Source organism: Pseudomonas sp. B111, assembly GCF_026428275.1.
Classification (GTDB): Bacteria; Pseudomonadota; Gammaproteobacteria; order Pseudomonadales; family Pseudomonadaceae; genus Pseudomonas; species Pseudomonas aeruginosa.
Genome location: NZ_CP097857.1, coordinates 488,712 through 506,143, shown reverse-complemented (window position 1 = coordinate 506,143; position 17,432 = coordinate 488,712). Strand labels below are relative to the sequence as shown.

16 protein-coding genes, 1 tRNA gene and 1 pseudogene are annotated in these 17,432 nt (G+C 63.3%); 6 read left to right on the top strand and 12 right to left on the bottom strand.

From position 1 onward, the window contains the following. The first annotated feature begins 47 nt into the window (after positions 1-47). Positions 48-863: an inositol-phosphate phosphatase gene (gene suhB / locus M6E97_RS02345; protein ID WP_003092845.1), complete on the top strand. Its 816-nt coding sequence runs from the start codon at positions 48-50 to the stop codon at positions 861-863. Positions 864-967: 104 nt separating this feature from the next. Here the strand turns inward: suhB and M6E97_RS02340 are convergent, their stop codons facing one another. From M6E97_RS02340 to queA, 6 genes are all read right to left on the bottom strand, one after another. Beyond that, on the bottom strand, positions 968-1,516 hold the full coding sequence (locus M6E97_RS02340) for a glycine zipper 2TM domain-containing protein (protein ID WP_003092848.1): 549 nt from the start codon (positions 1,514-1,516) through the stop codon (positions 968-970). 183 nt (positions 1,517-1,699) lie between these two features. Continuing rightward, positions 1,700-2,620, bottom strand: coding sequence for a protein translocase subunit SecF (secF, locus tag M6E97_RS02335; RefSeq protein ID WP_003092852.1), 921 nt, complete (start codon positions 2,618-2,620; stop codon positions 1,700-1,702). A 10-nt stretch (positions 2,621-2,630) separates the two neighbouring features. Beyond that, the gene (gene secD, locus M6E97_RS02330; RefSeq protein WP_023105985.1) at positions 2,631-4,493 is read right to left on the bottom strand and encodes a protein translocase subunit SecD; all 1,863 of its coding nucleotides are present in this window, start codon (positions 4,491-4,493) and stop codon (positions 2,631-2,633) included. A gap of 59 nt (positions 4,494-4,552) precedes the next feature. Then, positions 4,553-4,891 carry a preprotein translocase subunit YajC gene (gene yajC / locus M6E97_RS02325; RefSeq protein ID WP_003092856.1) on the bottom strand — a complete coding sequence of 113 codons (339 nt, stop codon included), beginning with the start codon at positions 4,889-4,891 and terminating at the stop codon, positions 4,553-4,555. Positions 4,892-4,934: 43 nt separating this feature from the next. Continuing rightward, positions 4,935-6,053 carry a tRNA guanosine(34) transglycosylase Tgt gene (tgt, locus tag M6E97_RS02320; protein ID WP_003100607.1) on the bottom strand — a complete coding sequence of 373 codons (1,119 nt, stop codon included), beginning with the start codon at positions 6,051-6,053 and terminating at the stop codon, positions 4,935-4,937. A gap of 12 nt (positions 6,054-6,065) precedes the next feature. Beyond that, the gene (gene queA, locus M6E97_RS02315; protein WP_003110922.1) at positions 6,066-7,109 is read right to left on the bottom strand and encodes a tRNA preQ1(34) S-adenosylmethionine ribosyltransferase-isomerase QueA; all 1,044 of its coding nucleotides are present in this window, start codon (positions 7,107-7,109) and stop codon (positions 6,066-6,068) included. Positions 7,110-7,211: 102 nt separating this feature from the next. On the opposite strand from queA, the gene M6E97_RS02310 reads away from it, so the two are divergent. Beyond that, positions 7,212-7,298 (top strand) — tRNA-Leu (locus M6E97_RS02310). A gap of 164 nt (positions 7,299-7,462) precedes the next feature. Continuing rightward, entirely contained in the window at positions 7,463-7,648 is a 186-nt protein-coding gene (locus M6E97_RS31100; protein WP_016562224.1) for an Arm DNA-binding domain-containing protein, read from the top strand. Positions 7,649-7,651: 3 nt separating this feature from the next. Here the strand turns inward: M6E97_RS31100 and M6E97_RS02305 are convergent. Then, a pseudogene (locus tag M6E97_RS02305) lies at positions 7,652-8,813 on the bottom strand (IS3 family transposase). Between the two features lie 197 nt (positions 8,814-9,010). On the opposite strand from M6E97_RS02305, the gene M6E97_RS02300 reads away from it, so the two are divergent. Then, on the top strand, positions 9,011-9,370 hold the full coding sequence (locus M6E97_RS02300; RefSeq protein WP_016562225.1) for a nucleotide pyrophosphohydrolase: 360 nt from the start codon (positions 9,011-9,013) through the stop codon (positions 9,368-9,370). Next, positions 9,367-10,350, top strand: a complete 984-nt coding sequence (locus tag M6E97_RS02295) for a hypothetical protein (RefSeq protein WP_023091068.1) — start codon at positions 9,367-9,369, stop codon at positions 10,348-10,350. The genes M6E97_RS02300 and M6E97_RS02295 overlap by 4 nt, the downstream gene beginning before the upstream one ends. A 536-nt stretch (positions 10,351-10,886) precedes the next feature. Here the strand turns inward: M6E97_RS02295 and M6E97_RS02290 are convergent. Further along, positions 10,887-12,467 (bottom strand): EAL domain-containing protein, encoded by a 1,581-nt coding sequence (locus M6E97_RS02290; RefSeq protein WP_003092861.1) that lies wholly within the window; start codon positions 12,465-12,467, stop codon positions 10,887-10,889. Positions 12,468-12,596: 129 nt separating this feature from the next. Here M6E97_RS02290 and M6E97_RS02285 point away from each other — a divergent pair, with 129 nt between their 5' ends. Beyond that, a complete protein-coding gene (locus M6E97_RS02285; protein WP_003092862.1) occupies positions 12,597-13,094 on the top strand; it encodes an RDD family protein in 498 nt (165 codons plus the stop codon). Positions 13,095-13,225: 131 nt separating this feature from the next. Here the strand turns inward: M6E97_RS02285 and lptG are convergent, their stop codons facing one another. The 4 genes from lptG to M6E97_RS02265 form a co-directional block, all read right to left on the bottom strand. After that, positions 13,226-14,293 carry an LPS export ABC transporter permease LptG gene (lptG, locus tag M6E97_RS02280; RefSeq protein ID WP_003092863.1) on the bottom strand — a complete coding sequence of 356 codons (1,068 nt, stop codon included), beginning with the start codon at positions 14,291-14,293 and terminating at the stop codon, positions 13,226-13,228. Beyond that, a complete protein-coding gene (gene lptF / locus M6E97_RS02275; protein WP_003092864.1) occupies positions 14,286-15,404 on the bottom strand; it encodes an LPS export ABC transporter permease LptF in 1,119 nt (372 codons plus the stop codon). The genes lptG and lptF overlap by 8 nt, the downstream gene beginning before the upstream one ends. A 191-nt stretch (positions 15,405-15,595) precedes the next feature. Then, positions 15,596-16,519, bottom strand: coding sequence for an alpha/beta hydrolase (locus tag M6E97_RS02270; protein ID WP_034005009.1), 924 nt, complete (start codon positions 16,517-16,519; stop codon positions 15,596-15,598). A gap of 83 nt (positions 16,520-16,602) precedes the next feature. Next, on the bottom strand, positions 16,603-17,415 hold the full coding sequence (locus M6E97_RS02265; RefSeq protein ID WP_003129596.1) for an AraC family transcriptional regulator: 813 nt from the start codon (positions 17,413-17,415) through the stop codon (positions 16,603-16,605). Positions 17,416-17,432: the final 17 nt, after the last annotated feature.

The window sequence follows — 17,432 nt, the reverse complement described above, 5'->3', positions numbered from 1 at the left end:
TTCTGCTAGAATGGCCGGCTTTCTTTAACGACCCAGGTGACCTCTCCATGCAGCCTATGCTGAATATCGCCCTGCGCGCCGCTCGCAGCGCCGGTGAACTGATTTTCCGCTCCATCGAACGCCTGGATGTCATCTCGGTCAACGAGAAGGATGCCAAGGACTACGTGACCGAAGTCGATCGCGCCGCCGAGCAGACCATCGTCGCCGCGCTGCGCAAGGCCTATCCGACTCACGCGATCATGGGCGAGGAAGGCGGCTTCATCGAAGGCAGCGGCGAGGGTGCCGATTACCTCTGGGTGATCGATCCGCTGGACGGCACCACCAACTTCATCCATGGCGTACCGCACTTTGCCGTGAGCATCGCCTGCAAGTACAAGGGCCGCCTGGAGCACGCCGTGGTCCTCGACCCGGTGCGCCAGGAAGAATTCACCGCCAGCCGCGGTCGCGGCGCCGCCCTCAACGGTCGCCGCCTGCGCGTCAGCGGCCGCAAGAGCCTGGAAGGCGCCCTGCTCGGCACCGGGTTCCCGTTCCGCGACAACCAGATCGACAATCTCGACAACTACCTGAACATGTTCCGCAGCCTGGTCGGCCAGACCGCCGGCATCCGCCGCGCCGGCGCCGCCAGTCTGGACCTGGCCTACGTCGCCGCCGGACGCTACGACGCCTTCTGGGAATTCGGCCTCTCCGAATGGGACATGGCGGCAGGCGCCCTGCTGGTACAGGAAGCCGGCGGCCTGGTGAGCGACTTCACCGGCAGCCACGAATTCCTCGAGAAGGGTCACATCGTCGCCGGCAACACCAAATGCTTCAAGGCACTGCTGACCACCATCCAGCCGCACCTGCCGCCGTCGCTGAAGCGCTGATCCGCCGCTGACGAAGAACCCGGCCTGGCGCCGGGTTTTTCATCTCCATGAAAATGCACAAGGGCGCCCGCGGGCGCCCTTGTGCATCATTGCGACAGTCAGGCTCAGCGCAGCGTTTCGCCCTGGCTGAGGATCAGCCGGCCATTCTTGTCGACCGGGATCTGGCTGCCCGGATCGCGCTCCATGCGGATCTGCCCGGCCTTGCCGTCGAGCATGTACTTCACGTCATAGCCGACGACCTTCTCGCTGCTGTCGTGCACGGTGCTGCAGCGGGTTTCGGTTGTGGTGTAGGTGTCACGCTCCTGCATGCCTTCCTGCACCTTGTTGCCGGCGTAGCCGCCGCCGACGGCGCCGGCCACGGTGGCGATCTTCTTGCCGGTACCGCCGCCGATCTGGTTGCCCAGCAAGCCGCCGACCACCGCACCGATGGCGGTACCGGCGATCTGGTGCTGGTCCTTGACCGGACGCTGGCGGGTCACGGCCACGTCCTTGCAGACCTGGCGCGGCGTCTTGATGGTTTCCTTGACCGGCTGGACAGCGACGACCTCGGCGTAGTCGGGACCGCGATCCACCAGGCTATAGGTGGCTACCGCGCCACCTGCGGTCACGCCTACGGCACCCAGAACGGCCCCGACGAGCATCGACTTGTTCACATGTACCTCCTGGCTTTCATCCAATGCGGGCTATGTTCGCCCTTTGCCTTGCCTAGGACTGGGCAAAAACCACCAAGTTCCAGGCTCCCGACAAACGTTTCGTTGGCGCAGATACGAAAACTCCCGCCAAAAGCGGGAGTCCTCGAGTGACCGGCAGGCGCCGGAGTGCCGAACCAGAGCGCCTCAGGGGCGATCGTCGACGGTGTCCTTGGCCTGCGGCGGGATCAGGTCCTCGCTGGTCAGGTTCAGCCAGATCAAGACCACGTTGGCGATGTAGATCGACGAGTAGGTACCCGCCATTACACCGACGAACAGGGCGATGGAGAAACCGAACAGGTTGTCGCCGCCGAAGAACAGCAGCGCGGCGATGGCCAGCAGCGTGGAGACCGAGGTGGCGATGGTGCGCAACAGGGTCTGGCTGGTGGAGATGTTCAGGTTCTCGATCAGACTGGCCTTGCGCAGCACGCGGAAGTTCTCGCGCACCCGGTCGAAGATCACGATGGTGTCGTTCAGCGAGTAACCGACCACCGCCAGCACAGCGGCGAGGACGGTCAGGTCGAAGGTCACCTGGAAGAACGACAGCACGCCCATCACGATGATCGCATCGTGCACCAGCGAGAGGATCGCCCCGAGGGCGAACTTCCACTGGAAGCGGAAGCCGACGTACAGCAGGATGCCGCCCAGCGCCAGGAGCATACCGAGGCCGCCCTGGTCGCGCAGTTCTTCACCCACCTGCGGGCCGACGTACTCGACCCGCTTCAGGTTCGCCGGGTTGCCGGTATCGGCCTGCTGCAAGGCGGTAGCGACCTTCTTGCCCAGTTCCGGGTCCTCGCTGGGCATCCGCACCAGCACGTCGCGGGCGTCGCCGAAGCTCTGCACCACGGCGTCCTCGTAGCCGGCGCCGACCAGTTGACCACGCACCTTGCCGAGATCGGCCGGTTGTTCGTAGGTCAGCTCGATCAGCGTACCGCCGGTGAAGTCGAGGCCGAAGTTGATGCCCTTGGTGAACCAGCTGCCCAGGGCGATGACGGTCAGGATCAGGGTGACGGCAAACGCGATGTTGCGGATGCCCATGAAGTTGATGGTACCGATCTTGATATTCATCTCAGTCCCCTTAGATCCACAGCTTCTTGAAGTCACGCCCGCCGAAGATCAGGTTGACCATTGCGCGGGTGACCATGATGGCCGTGAACATCGAGGTGATGATGCCGAGCGACATGGTCACGGCAAATCCTTTCACCGGGCCGGTGCCCATGGCGTAGAGGATGCCGCCGACCAGCAGCGAGGTCAGGTTGGCGTCGAGGATCGCGGTGAAGGCACGGTTGAAGCCTTCGTGGATCGCCCTCTGGACCGACATGCCATTGGCCAGCTCCTCGCGTATCCGCGAGAAGATCAGCACGTTGGCGTCCACCGCCATGCCCATGGTCAGCACGATACCGGCGATGCCCGGCAGGGTCAGGGTCGCGCCGAGGATCGACATCAGCGCTACCAGCATGACCATGTTGAAGGCCAGCGCAACGGTGGCGATCACGCCGAAGAAACGGTAGATGACGATGATGAACAGCGATACGAAGAGCATGCCCCAGAGCGACGCATCGACACCCTTGGCGATGTTGTCCGCCCCCAGGCTCGGGCCGATGGTGCGTTCTTCGGCGAAGTACATCGGTGCAGCCAGGCCGCCGGCACGCAGCAGCAGGGCCAGTTCGGAGGACTCGCCCGGGCCATCGAGGCCGGTGATGCGGAACTGGTTGCCCAGCGGCGACTGGATGGTCGCCAGACTGATGATCTGCTTCTCTTCCTTGAACGCCGGAACCGCGACCTCCTTCTCGACGCCATCGACCATCTGCTTGGTGTAGCGGGTCACCGGCTTCTGCTCGATGAACACCACCGCCATGCTGCGGCCGACGTTGTTGCGGGTGGCGCGGTTCATCAGCTCGCCGCCGTGGCCATCCAGGCGGATGTTCACCTGCGGGCGGCCGTTCTCGTCGAAACTGGCGCTGGCGTCGGTGACCTGGTCGCCGGTGATGATCACCCCGCGCTCCAGCGGCACCGGCGGACGGCGCGGCTCGCGGAACTCGAAGGTCTCGGTGGCGGACTTCAGGGCGTCCGGCTCGGCGGCCAGGCGGAATTCGAGGTTAGCGGTCTTGCCGAGGATTCGCTTGGCTTCCGCCGTGTCCTGCACGCCCGGCAGCTCGACCACGATGCGATTGGCGCCCTGGCGCTGCACCAGCGGCTCGGATACGCCCAGCTCGTTGACCCGGTTGCGGACGGTGGTGAGGTTCTGCTTGATGGAGTATTCGCGGATTTCCGCCAGTTTGGCCTGGGTCAGGGCGACACGCAGGACCTGCAGGCCGTTGCGCTCTTCGGGCACGACCTCGAAATCGCGGAAGTCCTTGGCGATCAGGCTGCGCGCCTTGTCCAGGGATTCGCTGTCGGTGAAGCCGAGCTGGATCGCGCGATCCTGGATCGGCAGGCTGCGGTAGCGCACGCGCTCCTTGCGCAGCAGGCTCTTCACTTCGCTTTCATAGACCTTCAGGCGGGCATCGACCGCCTTGTCCATGTCCACTTCCAGCAGGAAGTGCACGCCGCCGGACAGGTCCAGGCCAAGCTTCATCGGGCTGCCGCCCAGCTTGCGCAGCCACTCGGGAGTGGTCTGGGCCAGGTTCAGCGCCACCACATAATCGTCGCCCAGGGTCCGGCGCACCACTTCCTTGGCGGGAAGCTGGTCGTCCTGCTTGACCAGGCGGATCAGGCCGCCCTTCTTCGACAGGCTGTCGGCCTTCACCGCGATACCGGCGTCGGATAGCGCCTTGGCAGCGCGGTCGACGTCGGCCTGGGTGACCTGCAGCGCCGTGCTGGCGCCGCTGATCTGCACCGCCGGGTCGTCCGGGTAGAGGTTGGGTGCGGAATAGATGAACCCGACGGCGAGGACCGCCAGGATCAGCAGATATTTCCACAGAGGATACTTGTTGAGCATGACACCGCCCGTTATGACGCGGGGCGCCTTGCGCGCCCCGTCATGTGTTTAGGTGAAAATCAGATCGCCTTCAGGGTGCCTTTCGGCAGGGTCGCGGCAATCGCGGCCTTCTGGAACTTCAGCTCGACGTTGTCGGAGACCTCGACCACGACGAAATCGTCGGCGACCTTGGTCACCTTGCCGGCGATACCGCCGGAAGTGACGACTTCGTCACCTTTCTGCAGGTTGCCCAGCAGGTTCTTGTGTTCCTTGGCGCGCTTGGCCTGGGGACGCCAAATCATCAGGTAGAAGATGACCAGGAAACCGACCAGGAAGACCCACTCGAAACCGGTGCCGGCCGGGCCAGCGGCTGCCGGAGCGGCTGCGTCGGCGTAGGCAGCGGGAATTAGAAAGCTCATGTAGCACTCCTGTCACAAAGCAATAGAGTTGGATAAAGGAAAGTCAGGCATCCAGCGGCGGCGTGGGAAGGCCGCGCTTGGCATAGAAGGCATCGACAAAGGCGGCCAATGTACCCTGTTGGATTGCCTCGCGCAAACCAGCCATAACCCGCTGATAATGCCGCAAGTTGTGGATGGTATTGAGCATGCTACCGAGCATTTCCCCGCACTTGTCCAAGTGGTGCAGATAGGCGCGGGAAAAATGTTTGCAGGTGTAACAGTCGCAGGTCGGGTCGAGCGTGGAGTCGTCGTGCTTGTGTACCGAGTTGCGGATCTTGATCACCCCGCTGTCGACGAACAGGTGGCCGTTGCGCGCATTGCGCGTCGGCATCACGCAGTCGAACATGTCCACGCCGCGGCGCACGCCTTCCACCAGGTCTTCCGGCTTGCCCACGCCCATCAGGTAGCGCGGCTTGTCGGCCGGCATCTGCGGCGGCAGGAAATCGAGCACGCGGATCATCTCTTCCTTCGGCTCGCCCACCGACAAACCACCGATGGCCAGGCCGTCGAAGCCGATCTCCTGCAGGCCATCCAGCGAGCGCAGGCGCAGGTCCTCGTGCATACCGCCCTGGACGATGCCGAACAGCGCCGACGGGCTATCGCCATGGGCGATCTTCGAACGCTTGGCCCAGCGCAGCGACAGCTCCATGGAGCGCTTGGCGACGTCATGGTCGGCCGGGTAAGGCGTGCATTCGTCGAAGATCATCACGATGTCCGAGCCCAGGGCGCGTTGCACCGCCATGGACTCCTCCGGCCCCATGAAGACCTTGGCGCCGTCCACCGGCGAGGCGAAGGTCACGCCCTCCTCCTTGATCTTGCGCATGGCTCCCAGGCTGAACACCTGGAAACCGCCGGAATCGGTGAGGATCGGGCCTTTCCACTGCATGAAGTCGTGTAGGTCGCCGTGGCGCTGGATCACCTCGGTGCCCGGGCGCAACCAGAGATGGAAGGTGTTGCCGAGGATGATCTGCGCGCCGATGTCCTCGATGTCGCGCGGCAACATGCCCTTCACCGTGCCGTAGGTGCCCACCGGCATGAAGGCCGGGGTCTCGACCACGCCGCGGGGGAAGGTCAGGCGGCCGCGACGGGCCTTGCCGTCGGTCGCCAGCAGCTCGAAGTTCATGAAGCTCATGGATCAGTCCTCGGGTCCGCGGGGCGCGGGATTGCGGGTGATGAACATGGCATCACCGTAACTGAAGAAGCGATAGCCCTGCGCCACCGCCGCGTCGTAGGCGGCCATGGTCTCCGGGTAGCCGGCGAAGGCCGAGACCAGCATCAGCAGGGTGGATTCGGGCAGGTGGAAGTTGGTGACCAGGGCATCGACCACATGGAACGGCCGGCCCGGGTAGATGAAGATGTCGGTGTCGCCGCTGAAGGGCTTCAGCTCACCGTCGCGTGCCGCGCTTTCCAGCGAGCGCACGCTGGTGGTGCCGACGGCGACTACCCGGCCGCCGCGGGCCCGGCAGGCGGAAACCGCGTCCACCACGTCCTGGCCGACCTCCAGCCATTCGCGGTGCATCACATGGTCCTCGATGCGCTCGACACGCACCGGCTGGAAGGTACCGGCGCCGACATGCAGGGTAACGAAGGCGGTATCCACCCCCTTCGCGCGGATCGCCTCGAGCAGCGCCTCATCGAAGTGCAGGCCGGCGGTCGGGGCCGCCACCGCACCGGCGCGCTGGGCGTAGACGGTCTGGTAGCGCTCGCGGTCGGCCGCATCGTCCGGTCGGTCGATATAGGGAGGCAACGGCATGTGCCCGACCCGCTCCAGCAAAGGCAGCACAGGCTCGGCGAAAGCGAGTTCGAACAGAGCGTCGTGGCGTTGCAGCATCTCCGCGCTGCCACCGCCTTCGACGAGGATCCGCGTACCGGGCTTGGGCGCCTTGCTGGCGCGTATGTGGGCAAGCACCCGGTGCTGGTCGAGCACGCGCTCGACCAGGACTTCCAGCTTGCCACCGGACTCCTTCTGGCCGAACAGGCGCGCCGGGATCACCCGGGTATTGTTGAACACCATCAGGTCGCCCGGACGCAGGTAGTCCAGGAGATCGGCGAATTGTCTGTGGGCGAGGGTTCCCGTCGGGCCATCCAGCGCCAACAGGCGGCTTGCGCGGCGTTCAGGCAGGGGATGACGGGCGATCAGGGCCTCGGGCAAGTCGAAATGAAAATCGGCGACACGCATGGGGAGACTCTCGAAAGGCCGCGTAGCTTACCGGAAATGTGTTTTCCCCGCCACGAACCCGATTGACCAACGGTAGGCGCCTCCCTATACTGCGCCGCCATTGCCTCGGTGGCGGAATCGGTAGACGCGGCGGATTCAAAATCCGTTTCTGGCGACAGAGTGAGAGTTCGAGTCTCTCCCGAGGCACCACCACATTGTTTCTAGGACTTCCCAAGAAATCCCGAAACCCACGAAGAACCGGCCCTCTGGCCGGTTTTTTGTTGCCTGCGATTCCCAACCAAACCCTTGTAAGCCCATCGATTTGGGGGCATATATGGGGGGATCTGAGTTCGGTCAAGGACGATTCCCCCAGAATGAGCGCAACCCTCGACGACTCGGGCTTCTCAGCCCTGCAGCCCAAAGACCGTCCCTACAAGGTAAGTGCCGGCGCCAGCCTCTTCCTGAAGGTGAATCCCCACGGTTCGAAACTGTGGCGACTCAAATACCTAGTGAGAGGGACTGAGAAAGGGTTGGCGCTCGGCACCTATCCAACGATGTAGTGGTCAACCCATCCCGGACAGTGGGTTGAGTTTTTCTTCGGCCACCGCAGGCGGTAGCCCGTCGTTGAATTGATGCGGCCTGATCCAGTTGTAGCGGTGCATCAGGTAATGACTGATGTCCCGTTGGGCCTCCCGCGCCATCAGGTAATCCGTTGACGGGACCCGATCCGACTTCAGACTGCGGAACAGGCGCTCCATCGGCGAGTTATCCCAGCAATGCCCCGGCGGCTCATGCTCTGCTGCATCCGATAGCGCCAGAGCCGTTGCCGAAACAGGCGGCTGGCGTACTGGCTGCCTTGGTCTGAATGGAACAGCACCTGCTGTGGCTTGCCGCGCTGTTCGTAGGCCATGTCCAGGGCCTTGATCACCAGCTCGGCATCCGGCTTGGCCGAGAACACCCAGCCGATCACCCGCCGGGTATGCAGATCCAGCACCGCGGCCAGGTAGTGCCAACGGCCTTACGCCCAGACGTAGGTGATGTCGCCACACCACACCTGATTGGGATGCTCGGTCGCGAATTCGCGGTTCAGCCGATTCGGGATATCCGGCCGCTCAACCGTGGCCTGTTTGTAGGCGTGCGAGCCCGGTTGCTTGCTGACCAAGCCCAGCTCACGCATCGACCGACGTACCCGGAAACGACCGATGGTCACGCCCTCTTCGCGCAGCATGCCCAGGATGCTGCGGCTGCCGGCCGAGCCCCGACTCTGGCTGAACAACTGGTTGACCTGGCTGCGTAGCGCCACGCGGCGCGCATCGACCCGACGACGTCGAAGACGGTGGACGTAGTAGCAAGACCGCGCCACATCGAAAGCTGAACAGACCACCTCCACCGACTCCTGCTTACTCAACTGCTCTATCAGCGCGTACGATCGAGTTCGTCCGACATCAAGAGAGCGGTAGCCTTTTTTAGAATCGCTTTCTCCCGCTCCAGCCGGTTGATCCGAGCCTCCAGCTCCTGGATCTTCTGCTGTTCGGGGGTGAGCGCCTTGCTCTTCGGGGTCACGCCATCGCGCTCCTGCTGGAGCTGTTTCACCCAACAGCGCAAGGCCGAATCCACCACCCCCAGCGAACGGCAGGCGTCGATATGGCTGTAGCCATGGTCCAACACCAGTGCCGCGGCCTCTCGTTTGAACTCGGCGGAAAACGTACGTCGTTGCTTGCTCATCAGACACCTCTTTCACGGCGAGGATTCTCGCCTAAATCGGTGTCCGGGATCAGTAGACCACCACAACCGCCCCTCATCGATACAGCAGTCAGCCCGAAGCTATTTCACCCAGATATCCTCTATTGACCGCCCTAGACACGAAAGACCCTACAAGCTAACGTCCAAATTCCTACAGCAATACTCGTGAATCTCTCCTCATGGACGTCTTGAAGCATCTGCAGACGGAGCTAGCCAAGTTCGCCTCCGAACGTGACTGGAACCAATTCCACACCCCCAAGAATCTCGCTATGGCGCTATCTGGCGAAGCGGGCGAGTTACTTGAACGCTTCCAATGGCTGACCCCAGAGCAAAGCGAGCGGGTAGCTTTGTCGAGTGAAGCCTTGGAAGGCATCGAAGAAGAGATGGCCGATGTATTGCTTTACCTAATTCGGCTAGCTGATCGCCTCAATATAAACTTGGCAACTGCCGCCCAAACTAAGCTTAAAAGGAACGCGGAGAAGTACCCCATCGACCAAGCCAAGGGAAACGCAGTCAAGTACTCGAGGAGAAGCAAATGACTGCCCGAGTAGTCTACCAACCCTGCTCGGACGATACTGCACGCAAGAATCTACAGACCACCATTCTCAACCCAGTGCAGCTCAGTGAAGTCGAAGACTTGCTAGAGCCAGAGTTGCGAGCTGAGCTGCATTCCGCATACCCCGACGGCAAGCTTTTCATCTGGGGACTTGCATCACCTAGAACAAGAAATGCCTGGCTTACCATGGAGCCAGGTGACACCGTCATCTTCAACACTAAAGCAGTCGTCACAGTCAGTGCCTGCTTTACTCATCGTACGCATAATCGCGATCTTGCCTTGAAGCTATGGGGTTGGGCAGATGCCTCATCTGGCATCACATGGGAAAACATCTACTTCGTAACTGATGTACGCCACCACGCAATTCGCTTCAAATCCATACAAGCGCATATCGGCAGCCAACATGACCGCTCCTTCTATCGATACAACGAGGAGCAGAGCGCAGCGATCCTTGAAGGTTTTGCAGAGCTTGACCACGACTACGGCGACAACGACGTCACCTTGGAGGATGCCCGTTATGACATCCAAAACCAACCTACTGACGGAGTCGCGAACCGTGCCACTCGATTAGAACATAAGTACATCGTACGGCACTTATTCCAAAACAAACTCACCAGTACCTGTTGCATTTGCCTTAAGGAATACCCTCGGCATTTGCTGGTAGCGGCACATATCAAGAGGCGGTCTGCTTGTAGCTCAGACGAGAAGCTCGACATCGAAAATATTGCAGCCCCCATGTGCCGGCTTGGTTGTGATCCATTGTTCGAGCATGGCTACATTTCTGTGAGAAACGGAGAAGTCGTCATGCATCCTTCTCGCGAAATGACCGAGGCTACAGCTAGCTATGTCAATAGCGTGCTGGGCAAGCAAGTGTCGGTATGGAACAAAAAGAACAGAAAGTACTTTGACTGGCATCTCAATGCTCATGGGTTTGAACCTGCAGAGCTGGCAAACATAAATTGACGGCGTGACACTGCTGATCAAAGGAGCACAGTCAGGCGCTGATGGCAACTATGATTGCTCTAACGCCTTCAAAAAGGCCTCGCAGGAGAAAAGTCGGAGTGCAATTTCTTTTGGGGCATTATTGGGGGCATCAAAAAGAGCGCAAGGAAACACAGTTCTAAAGAATCAGCATCTTCGGCCATAAGTTCGGTTCCCTCCCGAGCACCATCCTGACTTCCCAAGCGTTTCCAGGGGGAGCACAGGACAGCAGAGAAACCGGCCTTCGCGCCGGTTTTTTGTTGTCTGCGATCTGATCCGGCCTGCAAATAAAAAAAGGCAGCGCTGGAGTCGAGACGCTGCCTTTACCCGAACTGCTGTCTTCCCAGCTCGGCGAAAAAAATCTACCACAGCCGAAGCAAAAAAATAGCCCCGCGGATGCGAGGCATTTTGTCGTGCCAGAGGCGATGCAGGGCTTGCACCTGCTCGACCTGCGGGCCTTTTGTCTCATCCGTAACGAAGAAGCTGAGAGGCTGCCCCCGCCGAGGGACTGGTAGCCGCTAGCCTCGATCTGCCGGAAGTGCGACGACGGAAGCCCCCTGCCCTTCCTGCACAGTCAGGCTGGAAAGCAGACTCTCCAGCGGCATCGGCCGGCCGATCAGGTAGCCCTGCAGGTAATCCACCCCGCGGGCGGCCAGGTAGTCACGCTGCTCGGGGGTCTCCACGCCTTCGGCGACGATATCCAGGTCGAGCTTGGCGGACAGCTCGACGATGCTGTCGAGAATATGCCCGGAAAGAGTATCGATGCCGATGCGGGCGACGAAGCTCTGGTCGATCTTCAGGCAGTCCACCTGGAACTTGCGCAGGTAGGCCAGGCTGGAATGTCCAGTGCCGAAATCGTCGATGGCGATCTTCACTCCCAGGGCATGCAATTCGTCGAACAGGCGGTCGGTGACTTCGCTCGACTCGATCAGCTCGCGCTCGGTCAGTTCCAGGACCAGGGTGATGTGCCCGGGCGGAAACGCCGCCAACAGCTCGCGACAGTCGTCCACCAAGGCCAGTTCGTGGCAATGGGTGGCACTGATGTTGAAACCGATGTGGAAGCCTGGCTCCAGCTTCCCGGCATGCCCGCCCAGGTCTTCCGCGACCTGGCGCATCAGCGCGCGCGTCATCGGTACGATCAGTCCCGAGCGCTCGGCGAAAGGTATGAACAGGTCGGGCCGGATCAGTCCCTCGCGCGGATGACGCCAGCGCATGAGCACCTCGACGCCTATCCAGCGTCCGCCCTGGCCGGGACTCAGCGGCTGGTAGTAGGGAATGAACTCGTTGGCCTCCAGGGCCCGGCGCAGTTCGCTGCTGGGCGAGGCGACCCGCCTGGATAGCCAGTAGCACAGAGTGCCGGCCAGCAGTCCGAAGAACAGTAGCAGGCCGAACATCGCCGGGTTCTGCGAGCGGATCGATCGCCATTCCTCGCCCTCGGGGAAGCCCGACAGCACCCGCAACGGATAACGCTGCGAAGCGAGCGATACGGCGGCGACCTCATAGGTGGGCGGCGCGTCGCGGTGGGTGCGGCCCTCGGCATCCAGCCAATTGGGACCGACCACCAGCACCTGTCGGCTACGTCGGTCGACGAGGTCCAGCACGTAGCTCAAGTAGCGCCCGTCGATCGCCGCCAATACCCCGCGCTTGCCGTCGGAGTCCCGCAGGACCAGCAGCGCGGCGTCCGGCGTGACCTGGTTGCCGGGCATCAGCAAGAGGCGTCCGTCGACATAGTTCTCGATCCGCACCGGCTCGTCGAAGCCGCCGAACAACGACGTGCAATAGATCGTATTGTCGCGCGTCAAATTGACCGAGCGTACGAACGGCATGATCGCCACTTGCTCGCGCAGCGCCAGTTCGGCCTCGGGACAGGGGCGCCCCGCCACCGGCATGACCTTGCGCGCCGCCAGCGCAGCGTTGTCGAGCATCCGTTCGAACTGCCGCACCGCATTCCCGGCTGCCTGCTCGGACGTCTCCTGGAGGCTTCGCTCGGCCTGCCAGTAGAGGATGAGCAGCCCCAGGACGATCGGCATCACCCCGACCAGCACGGACAACGACAGCCGGAGCGCCTTTCTCCTGGCTCGCTTCACCGGAATCGGCATAGAAAAGACTCGTAATGATTGGGGTCTGCGCAAAGACTAGAACAGCCGGGGAAAAGCGTTGCCCGGGTGGGCGGCGCAAGCTGCGGATGGACGTATAATCCCCGGCTTTGCCCCGCACGGAACACGCCGATGCCGAAACACATGCTTTCTCCCCAGGGCGACTATGCCCCTGCCGGTCTGGTCCGCCGCCTGGCGGCGATGTTCTATGACTTCCTGCTCTGCGTGGCGCTGATGATGGTGGTCACCCTGGTCTACCAGCAAGGCATCCTTCGACTGATCTACGGCAGCGAGCATCTGCGCGAACTGGCCGACCGCGGCGCGCTGATCGGCGACCCGCTGCTCTCGACCCTGCTGGTGTTCGCCCTGTTCGGCTTCTTCGCCAAATTCTGGACCCACAACGGCCAGACCCTGGGCATGCAGGTCTGGGGACTGCGCGTGCAGAACCGCGACGGCAGCGCCATCAGCCTGCTCCAGGCGCTGCTGCGCTTCATGATCGCCATCGCCTCCTGGCTGTGCCTCGGCCTCGGCTTCCTCTGGATGCTCTGGGACAAGGACAAGCGTACCTGGCACGACCGCTATTCGGAGAGCCAGGTGGTCAGGCTGCCGAAGAACACTCACAAGAAGTGAGCGAAACAGGTCCGCAGAACGCGCTGTTTTGGCCTTTGTCGCGCCGGCGGCCAGGCTACAGCCCGACGCGACAAGGAAGCACAAAGGCCACCCGTGGGTGGCCTTTTTTCATACCCGGCCTGCCGGGCCTGTCAGCCCGCCCGGCGTAGCAGCCAGACACCCGCCAGTGCGCAGATCGAGGCGGGGATCACCACCGCCAGCAGCGGCGGGAAGTCGAACACCAGGCTGGAGGGTCCGAGCAGGTCCTGGGCGATGCGGAAGACGAAGCCCACCAGCACGCCGGTGAAGATCCGCTGGCCCAGGGTCACCGAGCGCAACGGACCGAAGATGAAGGAAATCGCCATCAGCACCAGCGCGGCGGTCACCAGCGGTTGCAGGACCTTGGTCCAGAACGCCAGCCAGTAGCGGTTGTTGTTCAGGCCCTGGTCGGCGAGATAGTGGATGTACTGCCAGAGACCGCTGATAGACAGCGCCTCGGGCTCCATCACCACAGTGTTCAGCAGTTGCGGGCTGAGCTGGGCATCCCAGCGTTCGGTCGGCAGCTTGACCACCTCGGAACGCTTTTCCCTCGGATGCAGCAAGGTGGTGGTGACCTCTTCCAGTTGCCAGTGATCGGTCTCGAAGCGCGCGCGCTTGGCGAAACTGGCCGATTCCAGGCCACGCTGCTCGTCGAAGCGGTAGCGGGTCACGCCGTACAGCACGCCATTGGGCTGCACCGCGTTGATGTGGATGTACTCGCGCCCCTGGCGATGCCACAGACCGCGCTTGGAGCTTTGCGAATCGCCGCCGCCCTGGGCCAGGGCACGGCCGCTCTGGGCGATGTTCTCGGTCCAGGGCGCGACGTACTCGCCAACCAGGATGCCGGCCAGCATCAGCACCAGCATCGGTTTCATCACCGCCCAGACGATCCGCGACAGGGATACCCCGGCCGCGCGCATGATGGTCAGTTCGCTGTTGCTGGCCAGGGTGCCGAGGCCGACCAGGCAGCCGATCAGCGCCGCCATCGGCAGCATGTCGTAGGCGCGCCGTGGCGCGGTGAGGAAGATGAAGCGCAGGGCGTCGCCGATGCCGTAGCTGGCGCTGATGTCGTTGAGTTCGTCGATGAAGGCGAACAGCAGCGCCAGGCCGAGGATCACCCCGAGCACCGCGAGGATCGCGACGAAGACGGTGACACCGATGTAACGATCGAGCTTAACCATGCGCCACCTCGCGACCGGCACGGGAGGACGCCAGCTTCAGGCGCAAGGGTTCCCAATAGAACAGAAGAAGACCGATTGCCAGGAATAGTCCGTGGACCCACCACAGGCCGATGGCCATGGGGATCTTGCCTTTGTCCAACTGGCCACGGACAGCGATCAGCAGGGCCAGGTAGCCCATATAAAGGAGGATCGCCGGCAGCAGCTTGAGGAAGCGCCCCTGCCGTGGGTTGACCCGCGACAGCGGCACCGCCAGCAGGGTCACCACGAATACCAGCAGCGGTGTCGACAGGCGCCACTGCAATTCGGCCTGGTAGCGTGGGTTGTCGCTGCCGAACAGATCGGCGGTGGGCACCGCGTCGCGCTCGCTCACCTCGCTGCTGGCCTCGGGCTTGGGCAGCATCACGCCATAGGTGTCGTACTGGATCGCCCGGTAGTTGGCCTGCCCGGGATTGCCGTCGTAGCGGTAGCCGTTGTGCAGGATCAGGTAACGGCTGCCATCCGCCTGGATGTTCTGGGTGCCCTTCTCCGCCACCAGGATGGAGATGCCGCGTTCCTGGTTGCTGCTGTTGAGGTCCTTCTGCGAGATGAAGATGCCGGCCAGTTCGCCGCGATCCTTCGACAGTTCCTCGGTGTAGGTCACCCGGGTACCGTCGCGCATTGCCTGGAAACGGCCCGGGACCAGGGTGTCGAACTCGGTCAGGGTATCCTGCTTGTTCAACAGCAGGGCGAACTGGTTGATGCCCTGGGGCGCCAGGAACAGGCTCAGCCAGGCCACCAGGATCGCCACCAGCAGCGCCGGGGCCATGGTGTAGCCGAGCAGGCGCTTCTGGCTCATGCCGGTCGCCGAGAGCACGGTCATCTCGCTTTCCAGATAGAGCCGCCCGTAGGCCAGCAGGATGCCGAGGAACAGGCCAAGCGGCAGAATCAGCTGCAGGAAGCCGGGAATCCGGAACGCCATGATCAGGAACAGCGAACCGGGGTCGAGCAACCCCTGCGCCGCTTGCGCCAGGTACTTGATGAAACGGCCACTCATGATGATCACCAGCAGCACGGCGCTGACGGCGCTCATGGTGACCAGCACTTCACGGGACAAATAACGGAAAACGATCAATCCGGACACTCCTGGGTTGCCAGGCTCTGACGGGGCCCGTCGGCCCCGTCATCACGCGTTTCCGGCCATGGCGGCATGGCGCGGAGAAAATAGCCGGCATTATCCTGCGATTCGGCGGGCCTGTCACTGCGCAGGCCGAACCAAGAGCCCGATAGACCGTCGAGGCGAACGCTCGTTCAGCGCTTGCCGATTTATTCGACGACCGTCGCTGATTGCTCGCCGCCCTCTCCGAGATGACGGACGAACCAGTCTGCCGCGGCCTGGCTGGTGGCGTCGAAATGCTCGATGTACGGCGTGAAATGGCCGCCGGCGAGCATCAGCAGCCGCTTGGGCGGCAATGCCCGCTGGTAGGCCTCCAGGCAAAGGTCCGTGGGCGTGAGCAGGTCCCGATCGGCGACGATCATCAGCAGCGGCGTGGGGCTGATCCGCCCAATGTGAATGCCCGGCTCGTTCTCTCGCGCCAGCTCGGCGCTACGCAGGGTCACCCGGTTGCACCAGCTCGGCGCCAGCGCCGCGCTGTCGGTGAAGAACCGGTGGGCGTCCGCGCCGGCCATCGCGCAAGGCTCGTCGGGGCCCGCGGCGACCGCCGGCAACAGCGCTGGCGGCAAGCCCTCGAAGCGCCGCTGGCGGTCCGCGTCGAAGCTTGCCAGCAATGCCGGCAACTGCTCGGCGCGGGTCCGGCGCAACGCCGAGGCATGGCCGCTGACGGTCGGCACCTGCGCCACCACGTATTTCACCCGCCGATCCAGTGCGGCCACTTCCAGCACATGTCCGCCGCTGTAGCTGGTTCCCCAGATGCCGATGCGGCTGGCGTCGACCCGGGCCTGGGCGCCCAACCAGGTGATCGCGTCGCGATAGCCACGGCGCTGCATCACCGGATCGATTTCCTGACGCGGTTCGCCGTCGCTGTCGCCGAAGTTCGGATGATCGTAGAGGAGCACGACGAAGCCGGCGGCGGCGAATACCTCGGCGTAACGGTCCAGGTACTGCTCCTTCACCCCGGAAAAACCGTGCGTCATGACGATCGCCGGCCGCTCGGCACGCGCCTCCGGCAAATACAGCCAGCCGCGCAGGGCGACACCCTCGGAGCGGAATTCCACGTTCAGTCGTTGCATGCTTGCCTCCCGGGGCAGTCGTCTGGAAACGGGCCCAGCATAGGAATCCTGCCGCGTCGGCGCCGCCCGCCAACGGACGAAGGCTACGCCGAATCGGACAAGGCGAAGTAGCGGCTCGGCGTGCTCCCGGTCAGGCGTCGGAACATGGCACTGAATGCGCTGGGCGTCTGGTAGCCGAGATCCACGGCGATCCGCGCCACCGCTTCGCCAGCCGCCAGGCGTGGCAGGGCGGCGGCTAGGCGCACCTGGTGGCGCCAATGGACGAAGGTCACTCCCAGCTCGGAGAGAAACAGCCGTGCCAGGGTCCGCGAGGACGCCCCCACGTAGCGCGCCCACTCCTCCAGCCCGCGAGGGTCGGCCGGGTTCTCCAGCAGCGCCTGGCAGATTCTTCCCAGGCGTCGGTCCGCGGGGTCGGGCAAGGCCAGGGGCTGTTCCCGCGACCACTCCAGTTCGTCCAGCAGCACCGCCATCAACCGCCCCTCCCGGCCGCGCTCGTCGTACAACAACGGCAGGCCGGCGGCGCGCACGATCAACTCGCGCAACAATGGGCTGACCATCACTCCGCGCGGCACCCGGGGGAATTCCGGCGGGCAGGACTGCGGCCGGACATAGACGGTGTGCAAGCGGACCTCGCCGCGCGCCAGCATCGCGTGCGCCATCCCCGCCGGCATCCATACCGCGCGCTGCGGCGGGACCAGCCATAGCGTGCGACCGACATGCAGTTCGATCACGCCCGACAGGGCATGGATCAACTGCGCCCGCTCGTGCCGATGCTCGGCGACCACGAAACCCGCCGGGAAGGTCTTGGCCATGACCCCGAGCGGCCGGCCGACTCGCTGGTAATCGCGCGGATCGGTACTCCGGGCGGGATCCGCGACTGGTTTGCTGGCGGGCACGGTGCGACTCCTGCGGA